Genomic DNA, 7,874 nt, shown 5'->3' with positions numbered 1-7,874 from the left:
CGCTTCGATATTCAAGGTCATACTAATCATCATAAGATCTTAACAAAAATTGACCCTACTGAGTTGCCAGATGCTTTGCTTGGAGGGAAGACTTCATTAGAGGGGATTTTAGGTGAGCCCATTGAATATTTAGCATATCCTGGTGGGTTTAACGATATGCTCGTTCAATATGTAACTAAACAGTCTGGTTATAAAATGGCTTTCACAGTACAACCAGGTACAGTACAGCCAGGAGATAATCTATATGCCTTAAATCGATTGGCTATATTCCAAGGTGATACACCATATCTATCGTTCTGGATGCGCCTACATTGTGCACCATTTATTCACTACACATGGGCATTACGTGATTTTTTACGCGATAATGGATGGCCGAGATTAGCATCTATTATTCCGTTATTCTAGGAGGAACTATGTCTTACGAAGTTGTAGCAAGACCTTTACGCGTTGCTGTTTTAACAGTTTCTGATACTCGCACCTTTGAAACTGATAAAGGCGGTAATAAAGTACAAGAATTTTTAGAACAAGCAGACCATATTGTGGCAGATCGTAAAATTGTTATTGATGATTATAATGAAATCAGAAATGCAATGATTCCATGGTGTAATGATGAATCTATTGATGTTATTATCTCTACAGGTGGTACGGGAATTGCTAAGCGCGATGTAACAATTGAAGCGGCAAATAGTCTCTATGAGAAACATATTCCTGGATTTGGTGAAATCTTTAGATATTTATCCTATACAGAGGATATTGGTACTAAGGCGATGGCGTCTCGTGCTGAAGCGGGGGTCAACAATAACACCTTGATGTTCTCTGTGCCAGGCTCTGTAGGTGCCGTTACATTAGCTATGAGTAAACTTATCATTCCTGAAATGGCCCATCTCGTTCGAGAAATTACAAAATAATATATTTAGACTGCTCATTCGTGGGCAGTCTTTTTTTGATAATAGAATTCATAATGCTATTTAAGGGACATAAAAATATTCAGATAATACCATATTAATGGGCATAAAATCTATATATGCTAATTCTCAATATATAAAACAATACCATTGCAGTATTGTTTTATTTCGATTATACTAGATTTAGTAATACGTTTGTCCGAGTGCACGAGAAAGGAGACCTTATGAAGTTAAATCAGGCCACGGATTATGCATTTCGCATGGTCTTGCATATGGCGCTATTACCTTCGGGAACGAAGATAACTGGCTCTGTATTGGCTGAGCAGGAATTGATTCCAGAACGATTCTTGCTCAAGATTATGCGTAGTCTCATTGCAGCTGGGATTATGAAATCCTTTCGCGGTGTAGATGGTGGGTTTGCCCTCAATCGAGACCCTCAAGAGATTTCATTGCTCGATGTAATTAGAGCGGTAGAAGGGGATGCGTATTTACAACGGTGTTTATATGATGTAGGTTCTTGCTCTAAGTCTTGTATGGGGCATTGTGCTATCAATGAGGCTATGGGGACGATTCAGGACCAATTAATTACTCAGTTGGAGCAGGTTAACTTTAAAACTCTTGCTCAACGTGAGCAGTTGATTGAGGCTGAAGCGTTGCCATATTCACAAGCGCAATGATACAAGGTTTTTAGTAAAAGCTCATCAAGTGATGTAGGTATTTTATTCTAAGGAGGAAAACACATGTTTGAAGCTGTAGATTTAGCTCGATTACAATTTGCGCTAACATCTATCTATCACTGGTTGTTTGTGCCGTTCACACTAGGCATGACAGTGACTGTAGCTATCTTAGAGTGGACATATGTGTCTACTGGTAAAGAAGTATACAAAAAAATGGCAAAATTCTGGGGCAAATTGTTCCTAATTAACTTTGCTATGGGTGTGGTAACTGGTATTGTTCAGGAATTCCATTTCGGTATGAACTGGGCAGAATATTCTCGTTTTATGGGTGACATTTTCGGCGCTCCATTGGCCCTTGAAGCATTAATGGCATTTTTCTTGGAATCTACATTCATGGGTGTATGGATCTTTGGCTGGGATCGTTTAAATAAAACTGTTCATGCCCTTGTAGCTACGTTGGTAGCATTAGGTACAAACCTATCTGCATTCTGGATTCTCGTAGCGAACTCCTTCATGCAACATCCTGTAGGTTATGTAATTCGCAATGGCCGTGCAGAAATGGACAATTTCTTAACAATTGTTCAAAACGGCTATGTTCCAGGCCAATTCTTCCATATCGTGTTGAATGGTTTATTAACAGCAGGCGTAATTATCATGGCTATCAGTGCATGGCACTTATTGCGCAACAATGCGACAGACTTCTACCGTCGTTCCGCTAAATGGGGCATGGTTATTGCTCTTGTATTCGGTACTTTAGGCGCTTTGGCAGGTCATCATCAAGGTCAATACATTACAAAAGTACAACCTATGAAAATGGCTGCGATGGAAGCATTGTGGGAAACACAAGATCCAGCTCCATTCTCTTTGGTAGCTAACATTGATACTAAAGCACAAAAAAATACGGGCGCACTTGAAATCCCTGGTGGTTTGTCCTTCTTGACTCAAAACTCCTTTACTTCTGGTAAAGTAGAAGGTATCAAAGATCTTCAAGCTAAATCCGAGGCTCAATATGGTCCTGGTAACTATATTCCAGATGTTCCAGCAATCTTCTGGACATTCCGTATCATGGTTGCAGCTGGTTCCATTATGTTACTCGTTGCATTCGTAGGTCTTATCCTTAATGCAAAAGATAAATTGGTTGGTAATCGCACATTCTTGAAAATTATGTTCTGGACATTGCCATTGCCATTCATTGCTCATTCCACAGGTTGGTTTGTAGCAGAAGCAGGTCGTCAACCATGGCTTGTATATGGCTTGCAATTAACTGCAGACGGTGCATCTAAAGCCGTTACAGCTCCAGAAATTATGACTACTATCATCGGCTTTACAGTTGTGTACATCGTAGCAGCTATTGCAGCTCTCTACCTTGCTGTAGAACACATCAAAAAAGGTCCAGATGGTAACCCATCTCACGATGTAGTTGAAAAAGAGGAGGCGAGATTATGGAATTAATTTTTAATAACCTTGAAGTGGTATGGTTTATTTTAATTACTGTACTATTCGCTGGCTTCTTCTTATTAGAAGGTTTTGACTATGGTACTGGTATTTTATTACCATTCATCGGTAAAACTGACGTTGAACGTCGTCAAATGATCAATGCCTTGGGCCCTGTTTGGGATGGTAACGAGGTATGGATGATTACTGCAGGTGGTGCATTATTTGCATCCTTCCCTCATGTATATGCTACATTGTTTAGTGGTTTCTATTTAGCGTTATTCTTAATGCTTGCGGCTCTTATTATCCGCGGTGTATCTTTTGAATTCCGCTCCAAGAGCCCTAACTTGTTATGGCGTAAAACTTTTGACTACTGCATCTTCTTTGGTTCCTTGATTCCTGCATTATTGTGGGGCGTTACAGTTGGTAACTTGATTCAAGGTACTCCAATCGATGCAAGCATGACCTATGTAGGCACATTCTTTGATTTATTAAGCCCATACACAGTACTTTGCGGTATTGCGTTTATCTTGGTATTCACATACCATGGTGGCTTATTCACTTCTATCAAAACAGCTGGAGCTGTTTCCGAACGCGCTCGCGCAGCTTCTTTGGTAGTTGGTGTTCCTACTGCAATCGGTGCTTTAGTACTGGTTGCTGCTACATATGTATGTACAGATTTGTTCAACTCTGTATTAGCAATCGTGTGCTTCGCATTAGCAATCGTGTTCTTCCTCATTTCTTGGGGTGCTGCACGTACTCGTAATACAAAATGGGGCTTTGTATTTAGCTCCTTAACTGTTATTTCTGTAACAGCTGCTTACTTTGCTGGTTTGTTCCCTCGCATCATGGTTTCTTCTTTGAATCCTGATTGGAGCTTAACTATTGCAAATGCAGGTAACTCTACTTACACATTGACATTGATGACTTGTGTAGCCTTCGTATTTGTGCCAATTGTATTGGCTTACCAAATCTGGGTATACTGGACATTCCGTCATCGTGTATCTGAAAAAGACTTACACTATTAATAGAATAGCTTTATAACTCTAGTGAGTTATAAAATTTAGGTCTCAATGTGAGGCGTGTCGTAGCGGCACGCCTCTTTTTTGTGGTAAGATGGATATAATATTGATAAATTTAGATTCATTTGATCGTATATATTGGATTCTAAATTCATATGATTTTTATATTAACTATATTTACCATAGGGGATACTATGATACAGCGTACCGCCTTTAAAGCGTTGCTAGAACATAAAGGACAGCTTTTATTACTAGGTTTAACTTGTTTAGTTGAAAGTCTATCTATTGTTGGGCAAGCTTGGTTCTTTGGAACCTTAATTAATAATTTTATTTTTTCTGAAAATACCTTGCACGATGAAAGGTATACCATTATCTATTTAGGGATTGCTATTATTGTGAGATTACTAGCACATTATGTGCAAGAATCTGTAGCCAACCGATTGGGAAGTGCAGTAAAAGCAACCTTTAGAAAACGAGCTTTAGCACATATGTTCAAGCTAGGTGTTCAACATAAGGAGCGTCACGGCGATGTAATCCATATGCTTACAGATGGGTTAGAGCAAGTAGATGCTTACGTAGCTCGATATATTCCGCAAATTTTATATGCTATTATGATTCCTCTTATCATGGGCATTGCTATTGTAGATACTTTGCCTATTATTGGCATCATTCTAATTGTTACAGTACCATTGATTCCATTCTTTATGATCTTAATCGGCAAGCAAGCAGATCGCCTCAATAAAGAACAGTGGGAACGTATGAGTTTCCTGTCTGGGCATTTCCTCGATGTATTGCAAGGTATCACCACATTAAAACTCTTTGGCCGTGCGAAGGATCAAATAAAGGTCATTGGTCGTTTATCTGAAGAGTTTAAAGACTCTACTTTGCGTGTGTTGCGCGTGGCGTTCTTATCTGCATTGGTTCTTGAACTTGTAAGTACTATTAGTACGGCATTGATTGCTGTATACCTGGGCTTAACATTATTGGATGGTGAAATTCCATTCTTTTCAGCCTTCTTTATTTTGCTATTGGCTCCAGAGTTTTATACGCCATTTAGACAACTGGGGGCTGCATTCCATACGGGAATGGCAGGGAAGACCTCCATTTTAAAATACGAAGAGTTTATGAATCGCCAGCCATCGTTACCTGTAGGTGGGAAATCTAAACTTCAAGGACCTATACAAGCTATTGAAATTAAGGATTTAACCTTTACCTATGAAGATAGTGAAAATGGGGTACAACATATTTCATTAGAGGCTAAACGCAATTCTCCGATAATGCTTGTTGGTGAAAGTGGAGCCGGGAAATCTACAATCGCTCATATTATTGGAGGCTTTTTAACTGCTCCTAAAGGTGCTGTTGTCATTGATGGTCTTGATGTTTGTGACATCGATGTTGAGTGGTGGCGCCACCAAATCATCTATGTATCCCAGCATCCTCATATCATGAAAGGAACCTTACGTGATGTATTATCCTTTGGAATGAATGTAAGTGATGAAGAGATTATAGAGGCATGTAAAGAAGTACAGCTACTGGATGTGATCAATAGACAACAAGAAGGTCTTGATACGATTATTGGTGAAGGTGGCTTAGGTCTTAGTGGTGGCGAACGTCAACGGGTGGCGTTAGCACGTGCGTTCTTACGAAAAGGGCAAGTGTTAATTCTCGATGAGGTAACGGCACATCTTGATGTAAAAACAGAATCTATCATAAGTAGTGCTATCCAACGTTTGATGGAGAATAAAATCGTTATTATTATTGGCCATCGCCTACAAACGATGCACTGGGCTTCTACGTTATACGTTTTAAAACAGGGGCGCATTATTCAACAAGGTTCTTATGAAGAGCTTATTGCGGTAGATGGATATTTTAAAGACCTTGTCACCTCTGGTTTAGGCGAATTTTCTTCAACTATTGAAGAGCAGTTGCAAACAGGGAAATCATTTGATATTCAAGATAGAGATGACCTAGATTATTCAATTCCTGTTGATAAAAAAGGTGCTTATGTACGCGGAAACGATACACATACATCTGAAGTGTCAACGTCTACTATGGGCTTACAAGGATGGCGTTTGTTATTCTCTGTATTAAGTCCTGCAAAGTGGTCTTTAGTATTAGCTTTGATTTTTACATTCTTAACAGTATTCATGAATGTAGGGCTTTTAACTGTGTCTGCATGGTTATTGGCCTCAGCTGCATTGCAACCAGGTCTTACTTATTTGAGCCTTGCCATTGTAGGGGTTCGATTCTTCGGCGTTAGCCGTGCCGTATGTCGCTATTTTGAGCGCTATACATCTCATCGGATGGCATTTCAAGGACTATATGGTTTGCGTGTATGGTTCTATGCTCATCTGGAACCACTGGCACCGGCTATTCTTAAACGCTTTGGTGCAGGTGATATGTTAGGCCGTATAATGGGGGATATAGAGGTATTACAATTCTTCTACTTACGTACAATAATTCCTCCTGTAGCAGCCATTGCTTTAACTGTTTTAGTTGCCTATGGTGTATCTACGATTGATAGTACTTTGGTTATGCCTATAGTTTTGGCAGCTTTACTATTAGGTTTGATATTGCCTTTTGTTGTATATATTCATAATAAACAATCATTGACTGAGATTGGACCGCAACAAGGGGAGTATAAATCACTATTAAGTGATACTATGGATAGCTTAGAGGATGTCATTAGCTATGGCAATGAAGATTTAGTCTATCATCGTATTCAACATATGATGCATATTGTTGATACTAATAAGGGTGTTATTGAGCGTGGCATGAACTTAGGGAATACGCTGTTCCTAGGTGGTGTGCAAATTACTGTTGTCATTGTAGCTATATTGGCTGCCAATGCTTTGACAGGCGCTTGGGCTAGTGTTATGGTAGCGGTTGCTGCCATTGGTACACAAGCTTGGTTTGAAGCGTTACAACCTATGATTGCTGCCGTTCATCATGGTGCTGAAAGTAAGGTGGCTACGAGTCGTCTCATGGCACTCGCCAATGAGCCAATGCCTGTGGTAGACCCAAAGGCACCAAAACCATTCAATGCTAATCGAGACATTACCTTTACCGATGTATCCTTTGGTTATAATCAGGATCGTTGTATTTATGAACATCTTAGATTAGGCATTAAGCAAGGGCAATCAGTTGCTATCGTTGGTGCTAGTGGCTCTGGTAAGACTACATTATTTAATATGCTTGAGCGTTTATATGATTATGGTGGTTCCATTCATGTAGGTGATGTAGAATTAAAGGATATTTCTATAGATACATGGCGTAATGCGTTAGGAACTATTACACAAGATACGTATATCTTCCATGCGTCCTTTGAGGATAATATTCGACTAGCAAGGCCGGATGCTTCAGCTACTGATTTAGAGCGTGCTATCGACCGTGCTTCCTTGCGCTCTGTAGTGGATAGCTTGCCGGTTGGTCTTAATACGATTGTTGGTAGTGGTGGTCATGGCTTAAGTGGTGGTGAACGCCAAAGGGTTGCATTAGCTCGATTATTCTTGCGAAATCCACAAATCGTTTTATTGGATGAACCATTGGAAGGTTTAGATCAAGTAACAAGAAAGGCTTTACATCGTGATTTGATGGAATATGTAAAGGATAAAACATGCTTATACATTACCCATCAGTTAGAAGGATTAGAGCAAATGGACCGTATCTTATTTATGGATAAAGGTCAAATTGTAGAAGATGGAACTTACGAAGAATTAATTACCCTTCGTGGTCATTTCTACGAATATTGCTATCTATCCATGGCAAGTATTCAATAAAAATTAATATCCGTAAAAGTATCTATTATAATTATTAACTTATAATAGGTAGTATAT

6 protein-coding genes are annotated in these 7,874 nt (G+C 39.4%); all 6 read left to right on the top strand.

Going from position 1 to position 7,874, the window contains the following annotated elements; genetic code table 11:
* Positions 1-405: polysaccharide deacetylase family protein (locus tag QZ548_RS06110; protein WP_295869085.1), on the top strand; the 405-nt coding region annotated here is incomplete at its 5' end.
* Between the two features lie 8 nt (positions 406-413).
* Positions 414-908 carry a molybdenum cofactor biosynthesis protein B gene (locus tag QZ548_RS06105; RefSeq protein ID WP_295869083.1) on the top strand — a complete coding sequence of 165 codons (495 nt, stop codon included), beginning with the start codon at positions 414-416 and terminating at the stop codon, positions 906-908.
* A 221-nt stretch (positions 909-1,129) separates the two neighbouring features.
* Entirely contained in the window at positions 1,130-1,582 is a 453-nt protein-coding gene (locus QZ548_RS06100) for an Rrf2 family transcriptional regulator (protein WP_295825329.1), read from the top strand.
* Between the two features lie 63 nt (positions 1,583-1,645).
* A complete protein-coding gene (locus QZ548_RS06095; RefSeq protein ID WP_005387190.1) occupies positions 1,646-3,034 on the top strand; it encodes a cytochrome ubiquinol oxidase subunit I in 1,389 nt (462 codons plus the stop codon).
* Positions 3,025-4,044 carry a cytochrome d ubiquinol oxidase subunit II gene (gene cydB / locus QZ548_RS06090; protein ID WP_005387191.1) on the top strand — a complete coding sequence of 340 codons (1,020 nt, stop codon included), beginning with the start codon at positions 3,025-3,027 and terminating at the stop codon, positions 4,042-4,044. Before QZ548_RS06095 ends, cydB begins: the two co-directional genes overlap by 10 nt.
* 188 nt (positions 4,045-4,232) lie before the next feature.
* Positions 4,233-7,817: a thiol reductant ABC exporter subunit CydD gene (cydD, locus tag QZ548_RS06085; RefSeq protein WP_295869081.1), complete on the top strand. Its 3,585-nt coding sequence runs from the start codon at positions 4,233-4,235 to the stop codon at positions 7,815-7,817.
* Positions 7,818-7,874 lie beyond the last annotated feature (57 nt).

This window comes from uncultured Veillonella sp. (assembly GCF_915069625.1).
GTDB lineage: Bacteria > Bacillota > Negativicutes > Veillonellales > Veillonellaceae > Veillonella.
The sequence above is the reverse complement of the archived record's forward strand: the minus strand, read 5'-3'. Positions and strand labels throughout refer to the sequence as shown.